The following is a 17,883-nucleotide window of genomic DNA, read 5'->3' as shown; positions in this document are numbered from 1 at the left end:
AGGCTATTTGGCTTCCGCTATCGCTTCTATCCGACGTTTTTCCATCTCTTCACGTATTGCCGCACCTTTGAAACCGTCTTGTATGATGGTTTGTACCTCGACCGATAACGCCGCTTGATATGCGCGCTCAAAGATCGTTTTTTGAGGGTACTCAATATCCTCATGCCCAGTACGACCACGACTATCGGCCATACAGCACAACAAGATGTCGTTTAACCGTTCTGGTTTACGCCAAACATCAAATTTGTTGAGGATCTTGAGTTTGGTTTCCGGCCGAAGTTCAGCGGCGCGGTGAATGTTAGAGTGCTGCTCACACACCATGAGTGCTAAATCACGGTACTCGTTAGGGACGCGTACACGTTCGCACAGCGCTTTAATCAGCTTCAGACCAGTATGACAATGCATCTTATGGCTTGGCCATTCGCTTTGAGGAGTGATGCCTTTGCCTAAGTCATGGACTTGAGCAGCAAAGCGAACGGTGGGTGAGTTACTTAACATCGCGGCTTGTTTGGCAACTAAAAGAGTGTGGAGGCCCGTATCGATTTCTGGATGCCATTTCTCTGGTTGAGGCACACCGAACAGTTGGTCAAGTTCAGGTAGCACGATTGCTAACGCGCCACATGCTCTGAGTACTTCAATGAATACTTGTGGGTCTGGCGTCGCGAGTGACTTATGCCACTCTTGCCAAACGCGCTGTGCGGTCAGATGCGCCAGTTCACCAGACTCAGCGATACTGCGCATCAACGCCATTGTTTCATCGGCAACGCGGAAACCAAGGTGAGAAAGTTTAGCCGCAAAGCGAGCGACACGTAGTACGCGCAGTGGATCTTCGACAAACGCCTCAGACACATGACGCAACATACGATCTTCCAGATCTTGTTGTCCGTGGTACGGATCGATGAGTGTGCCGTCAGGGTGCTGAGCGATCGCGTTGATAGTCAGGTCTCGACGTTGGAGGTCTTCTTCAAGCGTTACATCGGGAGCGAAATAACATTCAAAACCGGTGTAACCTGCGCCGACTTTGCGCTCTGTTCTTGCTAGCGCGTGTTCTTGTTTGGTTTCTGGATGGAGAAAAACCGGAAAGTCTTTACCCACCGCGACATAGCCTTGTTTGATCAGCTCGTCCGGAGTTGCGCCGACGACAACCCAATCTTTGTCATAAACTTCAATATTTAGCAGTTGATCGCGAACTGCGCCGCCAACGAGGTATCTCTGCACTTAACACGCTCTCATTTATCGCTTTAGAATTGGCTATTATTGTTGTTAATGGTACTTTCCTTATCAATAAATTCCCAGAGACGAAATGCATGTATAAGCAACATTTTGGATTCACAGAGCTGCCGTTTTCGATAGTACCTAACTCTCGTTTTCTCTATCAGAGTCCAAGACACAAAGAAGCGATCTTACGCCTTACCGCTGGGCTCGGTGAAGGTGGCGGTTTCGCGATGCTGACAGGGGAAGTCGGGACCGGGAAAACCACCGTCGCGCGCGCGATGTTGAACGCGTTGGACAACAATGTACATGCAGGGTTAATCCTCAATCCAACCTTTTCTAACTTAGAGTTGCTTGAGGCGATTTGTGATGAATTTGGCTTGGAGTATCAAGCAGACTCGTCGCTTAAACAGCTAAACCACGTCATCCATGAGTTTCTCCTGAGTAATCACGCTAATGGTATCCAGACCTTATTGGTGATTGATGAAGCGCAGCACTTGTCCGCTGAAGTGCTCGAGCAGTTAAGACTGCTGACTAATCTTGAAACTGAAAGCCAAAAGCTACTTAAGGTACTGCTGATAGGCCAACCCGAGCTGCAACACAAATTGAAAATGCCGCAACTGAGGCAGCTAGCGCAGCGAATTACAGGTCGTTATCATCTTCTGCCTCTCGAAGCCTCGGAAACGGCGAATTACATCCGATTCAGGCTCGAACTGGCTGGTGGAGATAAACAGTTGTTTAGCGCCAAAGCGTTGAAACTCATCGCTCAGCAAACTTCTGGAATCCCACGCTTAATCAACTTAGTGTGTGATGCCGCGCTCAAGCACGCTTATGGGCTGGGCGAGAATCCTCCTAACTTTTCCAGTGTTCAAGCGGCGTGTTATGAAGTGATGAGCTTTCAGGCGAACTTCCAACCCGCCAAGTCGCATAGTGCAAAGCCAGTATATCTCACATACGCCGCGGCGGCGGTCATCGGTGCGCTGCTTGCCGTGGGCAGCTATCTCTATACCCCAAGATTGATTGAACCCGCGATGGCGGAGTGGGGGGAGCTGAATTATCCTGCACAACCTGCGGAGGTTATCGAGAAAGAAGTCTTCCCTGAGTTTCTCACCCAGCAATTGTCTCTAGCCAGTGATTTCGAAGCGGGGGTTGGGGATTTGTATAAAGTTTGGGGATTTAAGCCTTCGATGCTCGATAAGCTCTGCTTACAGGAGAACGAAGGCGCATTTCGCTGTGAATCGTTGAGCGGTGATATTCAAACCTTGAGAGCTGCCAATACGCCAGTACTGCTGACTTTAGAGCATGAGGGTGTGATAAGCTTTGCGGTGTTGTACCGCCTCAACCATCAGGTTGCGCAGCTGTTGATTGGCGATAAGAATATTGAGTTGCCACTGGCGCGCCTTGACCAGCTTTGGAATGGGGAGTACCACCGAATCTGGCGCCGATACTGGCAACAGACTCTCAAAGTCGGTATGAGCGGAGAAACCATCGCTTTGTTAGACGACAGACTTTCCCAGGTTCTCGGCCAGCCTAATAGCAGCAACAACGTTTATGACCAAGCGCTGCAAGACAAAGTAAAAGCGTTTCAGCGTTGGCAAGGGTTAACGGTTGACGGGATTGCTGGGAAGAAAACCCTGCAACGCTTAGAAGAAGTAGCTCAAGTAGACGCGCCTACACTACAAATGGCGGAGGGAATCTAATGTCAAAAGTACTCAAAGCATTAGCGCACTCAGAGCAAAGCTATCAAGCCGCGTCGCTTTCTTCGCCTTACCCGGTTTCTCAGCAAGCGAATACGCAGCCTCGCGTCAGCAAATTCTCAATCATGTTGCTCATGTTTGCACCCGCAATAGTGGCGAGTGCGGTGAGCTCGTTCCAGATCTATCAATCTAAAATCGACGGTTGGAAAGCCAATCAGCAAGCGGAAACCATTACCGTTGATGTGCCCTTTGTTTACGATGTCAAAGCGTATCCGAGCTTTCGGTCGTTGCAAGCCACTTATGAGTTGGAAAGCGCTTTAAACGAAGAGCCGCCAGTGGTGGCTGCGTCAGAAACGCCAGTTACACCACAGCAACCGAACGCGCAAACTAGCAAAGAACCGTTGTTCAATGATATCGACTTGTCTCAACTCTCGCCTGAGCTCGCGTTACGTGTGGAGGCGGCGTTGGGAGTTGCAGATACGGTTGATGAAGGCAGCGCGTCAAACTTGTCTAATGATGCGGTTAAGTGGCGCGGTAAACTACCAGCGATGAACTTTGAAACCCACGTTTACTCCAGTAACCCTAATAAGCGCTGGGTGAAGGTCAACGGTAACGAATTTATTGAAGGCGATTGGATCACCGAACGTGTGCGCTTGGTGAAGATAGAGCAGCAGAGTTGCCAGATCAGTTTCAACGGCGAAACGATACAAGTTCCGGCTTTGTATGATTGGAAAGGTTAAACAGAAAATAAAAGGTCGCCAATTGGCGACCTTTTTAATATCGATGCGAGGAGTTTATGCCCAGCCGTTTGGAGAGCGGCGTCTACGCGGCACAATGTGCGGTAGGATAAGACCTAGTAGCAAGCCAATGCCTGCCACACCACCGCCGTACATGAAGTACTTCAACAGTAGGTCGTCTTTCTGCGTATCCAGTTTTGCACGTAGGTTACGAACCTCTGCTTGTGCCTCAGACAGCTTTTGGCTCATATCGCTGTAACCTTCTTCCATTTCTGAAATTTGACGGTTACGCGTCTCTAGAGAGTCGACTAGACCTGCTTTCTCTTGGTCAGAGATCGCGCGTGCATTGGCAAGTTTGTCTTTCGTTTCAGCCAGCTCTTTCTCAAGACGAGGGAAGCGCGTTGCCATGCTTTCTTGGCGTGTGACGAAGCGGCTTTCAACCCAGCCTTTACGGCCTCGCTCATCTTGAACTTGGCTGTAGCCAGTCTCTTTGTTGCTTGAAAGCAGTTTAACTTTATCACCAGCGTCAACGCTGCCGATAATACGATATTGAGCGCTAGGGCCAGAGTGCATGTAAGTAAATAACTTATCAGCGATGTAGCGGTCTTGAGCAAATGCAGCCGGGACGACAAACAATGAAGCCAAAACCAAGCAAACCAGTCTTTTCACGGTAAATCCTTTAACAGTTTTATTGTCTATATCTCGCTAACGCCAAATAGTAAGAATTTTCACGAGTCACTGCAACAAAGAAGGGAGGCAAAGCCTCCCTTTATGCGGTTTTGAGTCAATACTAACAGTGCTCTTACAAATTACTGACGTATTGATTAGGCGAATGACGCCTGAATTGCATAGAAGAATACCACCGCAAGTAGTGCACCAGCAGGTAGCGTTACTACCCAAGAGGCCACGATGTTACGTACTACGCCAAGGTTCAGTGCTGCGATACCACGTGCGAAACCAACACCTAATACAGCACCAACCAATGTTTGTGTGGTTGAAATTGGTAGACCAGTACCTGATGCCAATACCACAGTACATGCTGTTGCTAGCTGAGCGGCAAAACCACGGCTAGGCGTTAGTTCTGTAATACCAGTACCAACCGTTGCCATTACTTTATGACCAAGTGTCGCAAGACCTACCACGATACCAAAACCACCTAGCGGAAGAATCCACCACGCAATGGTACTTTTGGTTGTGATTTCACCCATATGCTCGACCGTTGATACTACCGCAGAAAGTGGACCAATCGCGTTTGCTACGTCGTTAGAGCCGTGGGCAAATGCCATCGCACACGCTGTGATAACCATCAATACGCTGAAGATACCTTCAACACCAGCAAAGCCATGGTCGTCTTCGCGGCTAGCGAATTTCTTCTGGATGTATAGGTAGCCACCCACCATTACGATGCCTGAAACCACTGCCGACCACATCCACGCTTCACCGTTACTTAGGTGAAGACCAACGTGTTTTAGGCCTTTCTTGATTGTTACTAGCGCGATAACCATAGTGGTGATGAACATGTACACAGGTACAAAACGTTTCGCGTTAATCAGTGGTTTTTCAGTATCAAAGATCAGTCGTTGTGCGCTGACAAAGATGACGTAAGCAAAGAAACCCGAGATAACTGGAGTAATGATCCAGCTACCAACGATGCCTTGAACTGAGGCCCAGTCTACCGCTTCAGTACCGACAGACACACACGCAAAACCGATGATCGCACCGATGATTGAGTGAGTCGTTGATACTGGCCAGCCCATGTAAGAGGCAAGCAATAGCCACGTACCCGCAGCAAGTAGAGCAGACATCATGCCGTAGACAAGAACGTCAGGTTGAGATGCAAATAGTGATGTTTCGATTACACCTTTACGGATAGTGTCGGTTACTTCACCGCCTGCAAGATATGCACCCGCAAATTCAAAAATCATCGCGATGATGATGGCTTGTTTTACGGTTAGCGCTTTAGAACCTACTGACGTACCCATCGCATTGGCAACGTCATTCGCGCCGATACCGATAGCCATCAAAAAGCCAAAAAGAGCTGCAACAATAATCAGGACAGTGCCGTAGTTCGCAAGGATATCCATCGTAATACCTAGTTGTTGATAACAAGCGGAGCAAATTAGGCACGAAAAAGCCCCTTCGGCGCTTGAGTTATTTATCGCCTAACAGGGGAGTGCAGTTAAAATGCTCTTCGTTATTTGGTTAACTTAAATTTATGAGCGAGACAACATTAGCTCTAGACGCGCACCAACACGTTGCGCCTGATCAGCAATGCCACCTACCCACTCTAAAATTTTGTAAAGGAACATGACATCGATAGGATTCATACCCTGTTCAATCGCCATAAGTTGTTGACGAAGTTGGATTTGCATCGCATCAGTGTCGTCCTCGATTACATCCAGTTGGTGGATCATCTCAGCCACAAGTGTTACTTCACGGCCTTTAAATCCAGTCTCCAGTAACTCATCGAGTTCATTGATAACTTTTTGCGCTTGGTTAGCGGCGTCAAGACAACGCTTAACGTAAGCGATAAAGTTTTCTTGAAGTGGTTCAGGAATGGTCAATTGACGGCCGTAGACACGACCAGCAATATCTTTTGCTAGGTTTGCCAGTTTGTCTTGCTGTGTCAGTAGCTCCAACATGTCGCTACGGTCTACAGGCATAAACAAACCGCGAGGAAGTTTAAGGCGAATTTCGCGCTTTAGAACGTCGGCTTCTTTCTCTAGATGAGAAATTTGCGCACGAATTTCAGATGCTTTTTCCCAATCACCCTTTGAACTGACTTCAAAGAAGTTGATTAAGTGAGAGCAACATTCGTTCACACACACAACGTGGCGTTGCAAAGGCTTTATAGGGGACTTTGCAAATAACCCCATAATTGTATTTACTGGCATGGTCATTCAACCTAATTAATATAACCTAAAAATAACATACACCAATCTATGGCGAAATGTTGAACGATGGCTATAAAGGCGCGCATGTTAACGCATTAAATCACTCATTAAAACTGTTTTAGATCATCATTCCAACGATATTTCTTTCTTGCCGTGTAGGAAAATTGGCAATATCCTGTTCCTATCTGCTTTGGAAGGTACAACTATGGAAACCGAGATAGAACTGAAGTTTTTTGTTTCTCCTGAATTTTCAGATATTTTAAGAGAGAAAATTGCTCAGGAAAAGGTACTTCAGCACAGTTGTCGTGAGTTAGGAAATACTTACTTCGATACTCCCGATAATTGGTTACGCCAGCACGACATTGGCTTGCGTATCCGCCGATTTGATGATGTTTACGTGCAAACAGTGAAAACAGCAGGACGTGTCGTTGCCGGACTTCATCAAAGACCAGAATACAACGCTGAGCATACTGGCAATGAGCCAGAACTCACACTTCACCCAACCGATATCTGGCCAAGTGGCAAAGATATCGAGACCCTGCAAAACGAGCTTACTCCTCTTTTCTCTACCAACTTCACCCGTGAACAATGGTTAATTGGCATGGCCGATGGCAGCCAAGTTGAAGTGGCGTTTGACCAAGGTAAGGTGATTGCCGGAGAAAAAGAAGACCCTATCTGCGAAGTGGAACTAGAACTGAAATCCGGTCAGACGGATGCTCTATTTACGCTCGCGCGCAGTTTTTCCGAGTATGGTGGTATGCGCCTTGGCAACTTGAGCAAAGCAGCCAAAGGTTATCGCCTTGCGATGGATTACCAAGGTGATGAAGTGCAAGAAATGACGCTGGTGGCCACCGATAAAAACGATACGGTGGAATCTTGCTTCATTAACTCGCTAGAGCACGCGTTGTCTCACTGGCATTACCATGAACAGATTTATGCAGAAAGAGAGTCGATTGACGCGCTGCATGAAATCAAAAACTCGGTCAGTTTTATTCGCCAAATCTTAACTGTCTACGGCTCGGTTGTGCCTCGTCGTGCAAGTGCTATCTTGCGACAAGAGCTGAAATGGCTAGAGCAAAGCTTGGAGTGGTTGAAACAATACGACTACATCGAAGATTTACTCGATGATAAAGGCCACGCGTTACGTAAACTGGATGCACGCAAATTCCTCATCGCTGAGCTGAAACAAGAGCAAGAGTCGCTACCGACACGAGAAGAACTGCTAGAGCAGATTCATTCTTCTCGCTACACCGGACTATTGTTGGATTTAAGTCGCTGGATTCTGACCCGTGGCTGGCAACCTTTCCTCGACGAAAAAGCGCGCGAGAAAATGGCGCTTAACATTGAACACTTCTCGATTGAGCAACTGGATAGAACGTGGGCGGAGCTGATGGAAGTTTTTCCACCAGAGCGCGCGTTAACTAGCCAAGATTATATCGATCAGCAATATCACCTGATGCGTAACCTGTATACCGGTGTGAGCTTTGCCAGTATCTTCGATGCGGATGAGCGAATGAGTTTCCGACTTCCTTGGAGCGACTTGCTGCATGGCATTGATGATTTGCTCAAGCTAAAAACACTGCATAAGCAAGTGGAAAAGCTACAAGGCGAAGAAAAAGAACAGCTCGAACGCTGGCTATCTCGTCAGGAGAGTTCAATCCTTCATGCGATGGAGCAAACCCGCGTGATATGTATTGAAGCTGAGCCTTATTGGCGAGACTAGAAAAAGTTAAAAAGGGAGCATCACGCTCCCTTTATTATTGCTTATTAGTTGGCTCAGATCGTTTTTCCAACTCATCCAAACGTTGCAGGATTAAGTCTTGCTTATCAAGTAGCTCACGGATCATGTGTTCTTTACGCTCAGAACGTTCATTTTGCTTCGAGGTCGGCGAGGTTAAAAAGGAAGTGACCAAACCGGAAATCATACCAAACACCCCCACACCACAGACGATCAGCGCCGCTGCCAAAATTTTACCGGCATCGGTCACTGGATAATGGTCGCCGTATCCGACAGTTGAAATCGTCACCAGTGCCCACCACAAGGCGTCAGCACCATTTTGAATATTGGCGTCGGGCGATTTGCTCTCGATAAACAACATCATGCTCGAGCCGAGGAAAAGCAGCATCACCAACAAGAAAATAATCGAAGCAAACGTCGCTTCTCGGCGGTTGTTGAGAAATTGACGATATAGATTTCGGCTCGAATGTATGCCAAACACAACACGCAATATTTGCACTAAACGGGCATAGCGCAGTGGTTCAATCATCGGGATACTGGCAATGAAGTCGATCCAATGTACTTTGAGAAATTGCACTCTGTCACCAGAACGAATGAGATCTATGCCCAGTTGTAGTATGAAAATACTACAGATTATAAAGTCCAAGCCGATAAAAACTTGACGAGTTTCTGGTCGTAATGGAAAAAACAACAAGCCTGAAATCACAAATAACGCCATAAATGACAGGATTAGTGACAGTACGCTCATCGGTTTGGTGTCGTCTTTGGTATCATCTTTTTTCATACGAGGCTCGAAATAAATAATAAATGCCGCTGAAACGGTAAGTAAGAGCGAATTCGTTGCGTATTTTTGAATCGGTTATTAACCAATATATAAGACTTAGTGGAGAACGAACAATGACCAAAATGGTATTTAAGCCATGGGAGCGCGTAATTACCGACATACGTTTGGTGCCCAAAATGGCGTTACTGATGGTGTTTAGTACCGTGCTGATCATTGCGAAACAGCTTTGGGATGCGAATACTTTTTACGACTCTCTGTTGTCAGTGACCGAAAGTGTCGAAGTGGCTCAGCAACACTACGACGCCTATTTAGTGCAAGTAGCGTGGCAGACCGGAGTTTTGATCGTCGTGTTTGTCACTTTGTTACTGTTTGCCGCACGCATCATGCTACGCCAGACCCAGTACCTGAACGACGCGATTAAACTGATGGCAGACAAAGACCTGTCGGTGCCGATCCACATGGATTGCAAAGACGAATACGGTGATGTCGCTCGTGAACTGGAAAAAACACGTAAGCAGTTGCAAGACATGATTAAGTTGCAGGTGAGTTCATCGCAAGAGCTTTCAGGCCTGACAGAAGTGATGACGTTAAGCATGTCAGAAACCAAAGAGTCTGCCCAAGAAGAGTTTAACGAAATCGACCAGCTTGCGACGGCAATGAGCGAAATGACGTCAACAGTCCAGACCGTCGCGGAACATGCGCAGCAAGCGTCTTCACTTACTGAAAACGCATCGGACCAAGCAGTGACTGGTCAGCGCTTTATTCAAGGTACGGTAACGAAAATCAGCGAGTTGTCTCAAGACATTTCTGCGTCGGCGCACGCTGTTAATCAAGTTGAAGAGAGCGTTGATTCGATCGGTAGCGTTGTTGGGACCATCCAAGGTATTTCTGAACAAACTAACTTGCTGGCATTGAATGCGGCGATTGAAGCGGCGCGTGCTGGTGAGGCAGGGCGAGGTTTTGCTGTGGTTGCAGATGAAGTTCGTAACCTCGCGCAACGTACCCAGCAAGCGACAGTCGAAATTCAAGACATGATTACGCAACTGCAATCGAGCGCTAACTCAGCGGTTGGTTTGATGGAAAAGAGTGTGGTTGAGGCTGCGGAAGGGGTAGAGCTAGTCACCAACGCAGGCAGTGAGTTGGATGGCATTGTTGAACAAGTGAAGCAAATCAACGATATGAACTTCCAGATTGCCACTGCCGCTGGTCAACAAAGCAGTGTTTCGGAAGAGATGAGCCAGAACCTCACCAACGTCCGTGAACTGGTGGAGGCGTCGGTGACGGTGGTGACAGAACTGCTTGAAACTTCAGAAATCATGCAACAGAACGCGGCTGAACTGGATAAGAAAATCACTTCGTTTAAAGTCTAATTCCAAGCGATATTCATGAATAAACGCCCACTATCATTCAGTGGGCGTTTTTTATTGCAGCAATTTTGATATAACTAGTCCATTAAAGCCTTATTGATATTGCGGCCAGTCTCTTTATACAAGGAAGATTCATGCTACTGCCAGAAAGCCTCGCCCCTATTTCTCAATCCGCTCTCGAATCCATTCGTCAATCAGCAGATGCACTCAAACATTGGCCTGAATCGCTGCTCACTCAGCTCGACTATGTCGCTGGCTTGAGTCAGTTTGTGGTCGATGTGCTTAATACCGATGAACATCTATTGCAAGTGTTACCAGAGATGTTGCAGGAAACATCGCGTCATAGCGCTTATCGAAAGCGTCTCGCCATCTTGTTGAGTGACTGCCACGATGAAATGTCGGGTCATCGCGTGCTCAGGCAGTTCCGTAATCGAGAAATGGTCTATATCGCTTGGCGTGACTTTACCGGCTCTTGGTCGCTTGAGGAGAGCCTAGAGCATCTGTCTCAACTGGCTGAAGCGATGATTTTTGAAACCTACCAGTGGCAATACAAAGCTTGTTGCGATCTATGGGGTACACCGTGTAACGATCAAGGTGATGCGCAGCCTATGCTGATCATCGGTATGGGCAAACTTGGTGGTGGTGAACTCAACTTTTCCTCTGACATCGACTTGATTTTCACCTACCCAGAAAACGGTGAGACCCAAGGTGCCAGACGCAGTATTGCTAACGCGCAGTTCTTTACCCGTTTAGGGCAAAGGATCATTAAAGCGCTCGACCAGCAGACGTATGATGGCTTCTGTTACCGCGTTGATATGCGCCTGCGCCCGTTTGGTGACAGTGGCCCACTGGTGATGAGTTACGCCGCACTGGAAGATTACTACCAAGAGCAGGGGCGTGACTGGGAGCGCTACGCAATGGTCAAAGCGCGCGTGATGGGCAGTGAAATGTACCCAGAATATCAAGAGTTGCGTCAGATGCTGCGACCATTTGTGTTCCGTCGCTACATTGACTTTAGTGCGATTCAATCACTACGCCGAATGAAATCGATGATCAGCAGCGAAGTGCGCCGTCGTGGCTTGGTCAATAACATCAAGCTTGGCGCAGGCGGTATCCGTGAAATCGAGTTTATCGCACAAGTGTTCCAGCTTATCCGCGGTGGCCGAGAGCCAGGGTTGCGTCACCGCAGTCTACTGTTGACTCTAGACGCGATTGAAGAACTCGATTTGCTTGAAGACGGCGGAACTCAACATTTGCGAGACGCTTACAAATTCTTGCGCCGCTTAGAGAATCTGCTACAAGCTATGGCTGACAAGCAAACCCAGACTCTGCCCGAGAGTAGCGTTGAACAACTGCAGTTGGCGACCGCGATGGGCTATCACGACTGGCAAGGCTTGTTAGCAGATGTACACACGCACATGGACGCGGTTCACCAAGTATTCAATGGCCTGATCGGTGATGACGAAGAAGAAAGTTCTGATGTCGCTAAGCACTTCCACGAGCTATGGGACATGGCGGAAAAACAAGATGTCATGGAGCACGTTCTAAGCGAAGATATTGGTGCCGAAGAGCCGCAAGTGATGGCCAATACGATCATTCAGTTCAAACATGATTTAGCGAAGAAAACCCTTGGTCCACGCGGACGTGAAGTATTGAATCGCCTGATGCCAAAAGTGTTTGCCGCGATTTACTCTCACCCGGATGCACAGTTTGGTCTGCCTCGAGTTCTTCATTTGCTACAAAAAATTGTTACCCGCACCACTTACTTAGAGCTGCTTGATGAGCACGCTGCGGCGTTGACCCAACTAGTCAGACTGTGTACCGCCAGTCCGATGATTTCCGAGCAGCTCGGGCGCTACCCAATCCTGCTTGATGAGCTAATTGACCCGCAGCAGCTCTACAATCCGATCCCGCTGGAAAGCTATCAAACCGAGCTGCGCGATTTCCTTGCCCGTATCCCTGAAGACGATATGGAGCAACAGATGGAAGCGCTGCGTCAGTTCAAGCAGATCTGTATCTTGCGTATTGCCGCCGCTGATATTGCGGGTGTGTTACCAGTAATGAAAGTGAGTGACCACTTAACCTATCTTGCCGAAGCGATTGTTGAATCGGTGGTCAATCAAGCTTGGCTACAGATGGCAGAAAAATACGGTGAACCTAACCATCTCAAAGACCGTGAAGGTAAAGGCTTTGCCGTGATTGGTTACGGTAAAGTTGGCGGTTGGGAGCTCGGGTATAACTCGGATCTGGATATCGTCTTTATGCACGATTGTCCGGTTAGCGCCTATACCGACGGTAAGAAAGAGATCGATGGGCGACAGTTCTATCTACGCTTGGCCCAGCGCATCATTCATATTTTCTCAACTCGCACCGCATCGGGCATCTTGTATGAAGTGGACACGCGCTTACGCCCATCCGGTGCATCAGGGTTGCTGGTGAGCCCAGCAGAAGCGTTTGATGAATATCAGCACACCGAAGCCTGGACATGGGAGCATCAAGCGCTGGTACGAGCGCGTATGATTTACGGCGACGAACCACTACAGCAGAGCTTCGCCCAAACCCGCCACAATGTCCTGACCTTAGAGCGCGATGAAAACAAGCTCAAGCAAGAGGTGGTCGATATGCGGATTAAGATGCGTGACCATTTAGGCGGCAAAAAAGCCGATCGCTTTATGCTAAAACAAGACCCTGGAGGGATCACGGATGTGGAGTTTTTAGCGCAGTATCTGGTGTTGCGATACAGCCACGAGAAGCCAAAGCTGACCCGTTGGAGTGACAATGTAAGGATCTTCGAGTCGATGATTGCACAAGGTGTGATGGACGAAGAACAAGCGATGGCGATTACGCACGCCTATACCGAAATGCGAGACCAAATACATCACAGAAACTTACTTAATCTTGATGCGGATGTCGCGCTGGATAAGTTTGTCGTCGAACGCGAACTAGTGAGTAAAATTTGGCAGCAATGGCTTGGATAAGTAAGAAATAGACATTCTGCGCGGTTTTATCACATAGCGCTGATAGTGAAGGGTTTAGGGCTCAAAAGTGCTGTGCTAAACTCAGCGCAGATTTAAATTGTGGAGATCGACGATGAAACCAATCCTACCGAACTACAAGGATTCAGGTGTATTGATCATTGGTGACGTAATGCTGGATCGTTACTGGTACGGACCAACAGGACGCATTTCACCAGAAGCGCCAGTGCCGGTAGTCAAAGTAGAAAACAACGAAGAGCGTCCGGGTGGAGCGGCAAACGTGGCGATGAACATCGCTTCTCTTGGCGGTAACGCGCATATCGTCGGTTTGACGGGCATCGATGAACCTGCGAAAGCCTTGAATGAAACGCTGACCTCTTTGAATGTAAAGTGTAATTTCGTGGGTTTGCACAACTACCCAACCATCACCAAGCTACGTGTGATGAGCCGTGGCCAGCAACTGATCCGTCTCGACTTTGAAGACAAGTTTGAGAACGTTGACCCAGACATGATCCTCGAGCGTATGGACCAGTCGCTGCCGAAAGTGAAAGCGGTGGTATTGTCAGACTACGACAAAGGCGCACTCGAGCATGTGCAATTGTTTATTAAGAGAGCGCGTGCGGCGAACGTACCTGTATTTATTGACCCGAAAGGTGCAGATTTCGAGCGCTACCGCGGCGCAACATTGTTGACGCCAAATATGGCTGAGTTTGAACTGGTGGTTGGCAAAGTAAAATCAGACCAAGAGCTGGTTGAGAAAGGCTTGAAGTTGATTGATGACTTTGACTTTGAAGCGCTGCTTGTTACGCGCAGTGAGCATGGTATGACGCTGCTTCGTCGTGGTCAGAAGCCATTCCACCTACCGACTCAAGCGAAAGAAGTTTACGACGTAACCGGTGCGGGTGACACCGTTATCTCGGTACTTGCAGCCTCTGTTGCTGCGGGCAAACCAATGGACGAAGCGTGTGCGCTGGCGAATGCTGCAGCTGGTGTCGTGGTTGGTAAACTGGGTACCTCGACTGTTTCGACAATCGAGCTGGCTGAAGCGGTACACGGCAGCCAAGACACAGACTTTGGTGTGATTGGTGAGAAAGAGCTCATCGACGCGGTGAAGAAAGCGCAAGCGAAAGGCGAGAAAGTGGTTATGACCAACGGTTGTTTCGACATTCTTCACGCAGGGCACGTGTCTTACCTCAATCATGCTGCGCAATTGGGTGACCGCCTAATCGTCGCGGTAAACACCGATGAGTCGGTGAAGCGCCTTAAAGGACCTGGTCGTCCAGTGAACCCAACCGATCGCCGTATGGCAGTGCTGGCGGGTCTTGGTGCGGTTGATTGGGTCGTACCGTTTGGTGAAGATACGCCTCAACGCTTGATTTCCGAGGTTTTGCCAGATCTATTGGTCAAAGGTGGCGATTATAAGCCGGAAGAGATTGCTGGTGGTAAAGAAGTGATTGCCAATGGCGGCGAGGTTAAAGTGCTGAACTTTGAAGACGGCTGCTCAACGACTGAAATCATTGATGCGATTAAAGGCGGTAAAGGTTAACCCTTTATTGTGTTGTAAGTAAAACGCCTGCTCGATAGCAGGCGTTTTTTATTTGAGAGCAATAAAAAAATGGAGCCTATCGGCTCCATTTTTAGAATCATCTTTAGAAGAAATTAGTCTTCTAGGTCGCCACAGAAACGGTAACCTTCACCGTGAATTGTCGCGATGATCTCAGGCGTACCAGATACTGACTCGAAGTGTTTACGAATACGACGAATCGTAACGTCAACAGTACGGTCGTGTGGCTTAAGCTCACGGCCAGTCATTTTCTTCAGTAGGTCAGCACGAGTCTGAATCTTGCCCGGGTTTTCACAGAAGTGAAGTAGAGCACGGAACTCAGAACGAGGAAGCTTGTAGCTATCACCGCTTGGGCTAACAAGAGAACGACTGTTGATATCTAGCACCCAACCGTTGAATTCGTACTTCTCAACGCTACGCTTCTCTTCCGTGACCGCACTAGCGTTCATTGAACGGCTTAGTAGGTTGCGAGCACGGATAGTCAGCTCACGAGGGTTGAATGGTTTTGTGATGTAATCATCAGCACCAATTTCAAGACCTAGGATCTTGTCAACTTCGTTATCACGGCCAGTTAAGAACATGAGCGCTACGTTTGCTTGTTCACGAAGCTCGCGAGCAAGTAGTAGGCCATTTTTACCTGGAAGGTTAATGTCCATAATGACCAAGTTAACTTGGTTATCGGACAGCACCTGGTGCATCTCTTCACCGTCACTGGCCTCAAAAACAGCGTATCCCTCTGCTTCAAAAATACTCTTAAGAGTGTTACGAGTTACTTGCTCATCTTCGACAATAAGAATGTGCGGGGTTTGCATTGGCGGTACCTAAACTTGTGAAAAAAATGTGCTAATGGAATAAATTTTAGGCAAAAACATAACACATAGGTAATGTGATGTTGATAATAAACCAAAGATCATAAAATTACACTTTCTTTGGTTGCCCGCCATCCTTGGATTTTTTGTTGCCTTTGAGGCACCCGTTCCTCAATTACTCCATCAGTCGTTGAGGCGGATTTTATAATGTTAACAGCATGCTAACAACGTAGAAGTGTTAATTCCAATCACTTTGTTGATTTATATCAAGAGTTAGAATGTAACAAATATTAATAGTAGCGGTTAAATGTAAAAGTATAGGTTATATGAAGATTGATGCGCAATTATGGGCGGCCTACGCCGATCCCTATTTTCGCTTTCAAAGCCCAGTAAAGTGTAGGTGTTTTGCCATTATTACCGCTTGGAACCCGGCGAGTGTTTGGCGGTCGAATGAAGAAAATAATCGAAATAATCGGCAGTTAAGACAAGATATCGACCATAATTACTATGTCGATGTTCTAGTGGGGGACGAGATATTTTCCTGGGCGGAAGAGAGTTTTGCCGTTGAAGTAAGCCTACAAAAGGCAGTCGAACTCGGACGCAAATTTGGTCAAAACGCGGTCTATTATGCTGAAAGTGAGGAACTGTTTTTGGTTTCTTGCGACGAAAATGAAACTAAATTAGCGCTTGGAAAATGGCAGTTGCGTTGTAGGTAAAGGATTAACTTGTTATCTCATGGAGGAAAAATGAAAGATATAACGCCAGATATTTGCGATAAGCACGAGGATAAAGTGACACTCTTGGCTTTGCCTCTGCAAAACTATGGACGTAAAAGTGCGTTTTATGGCGAGATAGTGACCATTCGTTGCTATCACGATAATTCAAAAGTACGCGAAATGCTTGGGCAAGACGGAACCGGTAAAGTTCTTGTGGTTGACGGTCATGGCTCTTGCCAAAAAGCGCTACTTGGCGACCAGTTGGCGATATTGGCTATCGATAACAATTGGGAAGGGGTAATTGTAAACGGCGCTATCCGTGATGCAGCGGCAATGGCAGAGATGGAATTAGGCGTAAAAGCGCTTGGCACCAATCCATTCAAAACACAAAAGCGTGGGGTAGGCGATGTCAACATCACTTTGACTATCCACAACCAAATGATTCAACCGGGTGATTATATCTACGCAGACTGGAACGGTGTGTTGATGTCGACAGAAAAGCTCGATTGGAATTAAAAACGAAAACCCAGTCCAAATTCCACTTCTTGTTGCCACTCTTGATAGTCGAGAGTGGCATGTAAGTCCAAATTCTCGGTTAATCTCACTCGGCTAGAGACTTCTGCCGAAATGACTTTCTCGCGTCGTTCATTGTCGGTTTCGTTGCTGTACGAATGCAAGGTACTGCTAAAGGAAATTCTCGGTGACGCTTGAAAGCTCACACCACTGAGAAAACCAGTTTCGTTTTCTTGCTCGTTGTTATTGAGTCGTGCCCCGACGTATAAATCCACATTGTGAAACAGATTATAAGAGTAGCCCCCGTCGACTTTCCAAGTATCGAAGTCGCGTTGGTCATTTTCGCTGGAAATAAATAGGCGGTGTGAAGAGTGAGTCTGTTGGGAAGGTAACGCAGGCAATTCGGCAGCACAAAGCGAACCAGTAAAAACTAGCGCGAACAGGCTTAGCATCCCTTTCATGTGCCGCTCCTTGTTATTATTTGTTTTCCCACTGCAGAACTAAGTAAAGCATAAAACTAATGTACTAGGAGTAATTTCTTAATTGAATTTAATGGGTGAATTTGTGCGGGTGCGATTCCAATACTTTGCTCAGTGTATACATGGATGTTGTTACGAAACTAAATGTGAATCACATATGGTAAGAAGGAAAAATAAAAACTTTTCGTTGACTCGTGGTCAGGAAATAAGGTAAACGTATGGGTAAGCAAACACATACACGCACATAAAGTAAATTATGAATAACCACAGCCTAGTAGTAATGACCACAACCATTATTATTACCGACATCGCATATGTTGGGGCAGGCTGCTAAGCGAAACAAATTCAAAGGAAGGCCTGTATCCAACAAGATACAGGCCTTTTTTTATGCCAATTTA

16 protein-coding genes and 1 other annotated feature are annotated in these 17,883 nt (G+C 47.3%); of the genes, 9 read left to right on the top strand and 7 right to left on the bottom strand.

Annotated features, from left to right (window positions below):
- Nucleotides 1-3 precede the first annotated feature (3 nt).
- Entirely contained in the window at nt 4-1,218 is a 1,215-nt protein-coding gene (locus tag AKJ31_RS10490; RefSeq protein WP_053409041.1) for a multifunctional CCA addition/repair protein, read from the bottom strand.
- Between the two features lie 89 nt (nt 1,219-1,307).
- On the opposite strand from AKJ31_RS10490, the gene AKJ31_RS10485 reads away from it, so the two are divergent.
- Together AKJ31_RS10485 and AKJ31_RS10480 are read left to right on the top strand one after the other, a co-directional pair.
- Nucleotides 1,308-2,912: an ExeA family protein gene (locus AKJ31_RS10485; RefSeq protein ID WP_053409040.1), complete on the top strand. Its 1,605-nt coding sequence runs from the start codon at nt 1,308-1,310 to the stop codon at nt 2,910-2,912.
- On the top strand, nt 2,912-3,649 hold the full coding sequence (locus AKJ31_RS10480) for a general secretion pathway protein GspB (protein WP_053409039.1): 738 nt from the start codon (nt 2,912-2,914) through the stop codon (nt 3,647-3,649). Before AKJ31_RS10485 ends, AKJ31_RS10480 begins: the two co-directional genes overlap by 1 nt.
- A gap of 54 nt (nt 3,650-3,703) precedes the next feature.
- Here AKJ31_RS10480 and AKJ31_RS10475 read toward each other — a convergent pair whose 3' ends face one another.
- From AKJ31_RS10475 to AKJ31_RS10465, 3 genes are all read right to left on the bottom strand, one after another.
- On the bottom strand, nt 3,704-4,315 hold the full coding sequence (locus AKJ31_RS10475; protein ID WP_053409038.1) for a TIGR04211 family SH3 domain-containing protein: 612 nt from the start codon (nt 4,313-4,315) through the stop codon (nt 3,704-3,706).
- A 155-nt stretch (nt 4,316-4,470) separates the two neighbouring features.
- Nucleotides 4,471-5,730: an inorganic phosphate transporter gene (locus tag AKJ31_RS10470; protein ID WP_053409037.1), complete on the bottom strand. Its 1,260-nt coding sequence runs from the start codon at nt 5,728-5,730 to the stop codon at nt 4,471-4,473.
- A gap of 129 nt (nt 5,731-5,859) precedes the next feature.
- Nucleotides 5,860-6,540, bottom strand: coding sequence for a TIGR00153 family protein (locus tag AKJ31_RS10465; RefSeq protein WP_053409036.1), 681 nt, complete (start codon nt 6,538-6,540; stop codon nt 5,860-5,862).
- A 205-nt stretch (nt 6,541-6,745) separates the two neighbouring features.
- Between AKJ31_RS10465 and AKJ31_RS10460 the strand changes: the two genes are divergently transcribed.
- Complete coding sequence (locus AKJ31_RS10460) at nt 6,746-8,263, top strand: CYTH and CHAD domain-containing protein (protein ID WP_053409035.1); 1,518 nt, start codon at nt 6,746-6,748, stop codon at nt 8,261-8,263.
- 34 nt (nt 8,264-8,297) lie between these two features.
- On the opposite strand, the gene AKJ31_RS10455 is transcribed toward AKJ31_RS10460, so the two are convergent.
- Complete coding sequence (locus tag AKJ31_RS10455; RefSeq protein WP_053409034.1) at nt 8,298-9,062, bottom strand: potassium channel family protein; 765 nt, start codon at nt 9,060-9,062, stop codon at nt 8,298-8,300.
- A gap of 113 nt (nt 9,063-9,175) precedes the next feature.
- Between AKJ31_RS10455 and AKJ31_RS10450 the strand changes: the two genes are divergently transcribed.
- The 3 genes from AKJ31_RS10450 to hldE all read left to right on the top strand — a co-directional run bounded on the left by AKJ31_RS10450 (nt 9,176) and on the right by hldE (nt 14,950).
- Nucleotides 9,176-10,432, top strand: a complete 1,257-nt coding sequence (locus tag AKJ31_RS10450) for a methyl-accepting chemotaxis protein (protein WP_053409033.1) — start codon at nt 9,176-9,178, stop codon at nt 10,430-10,432.
- Between the two features lie 131 nt (nt 10,433-10,563).
- Nucleotides 10,564-13,407 carry a bifunctional [glutamate--ammonia ligase]-adenylyl-L-tyrosine phosphorylase/[glutamate--ammonia-ligase] adenylyltransferase gene (glnE, locus tag AKJ31_RS10445; RefSeq protein ID WP_053409032.1) on the top strand — a complete coding sequence of 948 codons (2,844 nt, stop codon included), beginning with the start codon at nt 10,564-10,566 and terminating at the stop codon, nt 13,405-13,407.
- 112 nt (nt 13,408-13,519) lie between these two features.
- On the top strand, nt 13,520-14,950 hold the full coding sequence (hldE, locus tag AKJ31_RS10440) for a bifunctional D-glycero-beta-D-manno-heptose-7-phosphate kinase/D-glycero-beta-D-manno-heptose 1-phosphate adenylyltransferase HldE (protein WP_053409031.1): 1,431 nt from the start codon (nt 13,520-13,522) through the stop codon (nt 14,948-14,950).
- Nucleotides 14,951-15,063: 113 nt separating this feature from the next.
- On the opposite strand, the gene arcA is transcribed toward hldE, so the two are convergent.
- Nucleotides 15,064-15,780: a two-component system response regulator ArcA gene (gene arcA, locus AKJ31_RS10435; RefSeq protein WP_053409030.1), complete on the bottom strand. Its 717-nt coding sequence runs from the start codon at nt 15,778-15,780 to the stop codon at nt 15,064-15,066.
- Between the two features lie 323 nt (nt 15,781-16,103).
- Between arcA and AKJ31_RS10430 the strand changes: the two genes are divergently transcribed.
- On the top strand, nt 16,104-16,493 hold the full coding sequence (locus AKJ31_RS10430; RefSeq protein WP_053409029.1) for a DUF3293 domain-containing protein: 390 nt from the start codon (nt 16,104-16,106) through the stop codon (nt 16,491-16,493).
- Between the two features lie 30 nt (nt 16,494-16,523).
- Nucleotides 16,524-17,009: a putative 4-hydroxy-4-methyl-2-oxoglutarate aldolase gene (locus AKJ31_RS10425; protein ID WP_053409028.1), complete on the top strand. Its 486-nt coding sequence runs from the start codon at nt 16,524-16,526 to the stop codon at nt 17,007-17,009.
- On the opposite strand, the gene AKJ31_RS10420 is transcribed toward AKJ31_RS10425, so the two are convergent.
- Nucleotides 17,006-17,467 carry a hypothetical protein gene (locus AKJ31_RS10420; protein ID WP_053409027.1) on the bottom strand — a complete coding sequence of 154 codons (462 nt, stop codon included), beginning with the start codon at nt 17,465-17,467 and terminating at the stop codon, nt 17,006-17,008. The two genes, AKJ31_RS10425 and AKJ31_RS10420, sit on opposite strands and share 4 nt — an antisense overlap.
- 274 nt (nt 17,468-17,741) lie before the next feature.
- Between AKJ31_RS10420 and thrL the strand changes: the two genes are divergently transcribed.
- The gene (gene thrL, locus AKJ31_RS22985; protein WP_072161303.1) at nt 17,742-17,819 is read left to right on the top strand and encodes a thr operon leader peptide; all 78 of its coding nucleotides are present in this window, start codon (nt 17,742-17,744) and stop codon (nt 17,817-17,819) included.
- Nucleotides 17,751-17,873, top strand: a sequence feature (Thr leader region). It overlaps the preceding gene by 69 nt.
- Nucleotides 17,874-17,883: the final 10 nt, after the last annotated feature.

Origin of the sequence: Vibrio hepatarius, assembly GCF_001274785.1 — a bacterium.
GTDB lineage: Bacteria > Pseudomonadota > Gammaproteobacteria > Enterobacterales > Vibrionaceae > Vibrio > Vibrio hepatarius.
Note: the sequence above shows the minus strand (reverse complement) of the source record. Positions and strands in the feature narration are given on the sequence as shown.